The following is a 329-nucleotide window of genomic DNA, read 5'->3' on the forward strand; positions in this document are numbered from 1 at the left end:
GGCGTCCGCCAAGGCGATCGCCAAGCAGAAGATCAAGGACCCGGCGCAGTTCGCCGCGTTCGACAAGATCGTCTCGCACGAGAGCGGCTGGAACCCCAGCGCGACGAACTCCTCCTCCGGCGCGTACGGCCTCGTCCAGGCCCTCCCCGGCTCGAAGATGGCCTCGGCGGGCGCCGACTGGAAGACCAACCCCGAGACCCAGATCGAATGGGGCCTCAAGTACATGAACGACCGCTACGGCAGCCCGACCGGCGCGTGGGCCCACTGGCAGGCGAACGGCTGGTACTGAGCCGCCACACCGGAGCCCCCAAGAGAGGTGGGCCCCCCCC

Annotated in this window: 1 protein-coding gene; it reads left to right on the forward strand. The window is 69.6% G+C overall.

The features are described from left to right. Nucleotides 1-289: lytic transglycosylase domain-containing protein (locus tag AB8Z36_RS42200; RefSeq protein WP_369218584.1), on the forward strand; the 289-nt coding region annotated here is incomplete at its 5' end. Between the last annotated feature and the right edge of the window lie 40 nt (nucleotides 290-329).

The sequence above is a fragment of the Streptomyces flavofungini genome (assembly GCF_041028215.1).
GTDB classification, from domain to species: domain Bacteria; phylum Actinomycetota; class Actinomycetes; order Streptomycetales; family Streptomycetaceae; genus Streptomyces; species Streptomyces flavofungini_B.